The organism is Variovorax sp. LG9.2 (assembly GCF_035018885.1).
Lineage (GTDB): Bacteria > Pseudomonadota > Gammaproteobacteria > Burkholderiales > Burkholderiaceae_C > Variovorax.
Window position 1 is genome coordinate 1 of the sequence record NZ_JASJXB010000104.1, and the last position, 524, is coordinate 524.

Here is a 524-nt window from a genome sequence, read left to right on the forward strand (position 1 = left end):
CACCGTATGGATACTTGGCTTGAGCGGCAGGCGCCCTTTGACAAAGCCCTTGCAAATGCGCTGATCGCGGCAACGCCTGAGACGTGGGCGCGAGCGGAAGTCGAGGTCAGCCGGGACGACGATGGCGCCACCGAAGAGATGTCGATCGTCATCACGTCGCCGGATGGACGGCCGGAAGTCGTAAGCGCGACGGAAGACCTGTTCACGGCCCTCTATGGTCTCTCGGACTTCTTTCGAGAGCGCGGGACGGTCTGGAGCAAGATCGTTTGCTCAGTCGCTGAAGAAGCCGGCGACTGGACCTTCAAGGTGCGCTACGAGTACTGAGGTCAGCTTCTGGCCGAAAGCGGCCAACTGAAGAATGCCACACGTTGCAATGCAAAAGACACGATCATCCCGCCAAGGCTCCTCAATAAACCCGTGCTCGCGCCGTTGAACGGCACGACGCTTCCTAGGCCGAGGGCGGTGGGTGGCCCCTGCAGCGAAGTAAAGGAGGCTGTCTCTTATACACATCTGACGCTGCCGAC

General features: G+C 60.3%; 1 protein-coding gene. It reads left to right on the top strand.

Annotated features, from left to right (window positions below):
* The coding region (locus QN413_RS27095; protein WP_323499643.1) for a hypothetical protein at positions 1–324 on the top strand (324 nt) is incomplete at its 5' end.
* Positions 325–524 lie beyond the last annotated feature (200 nt).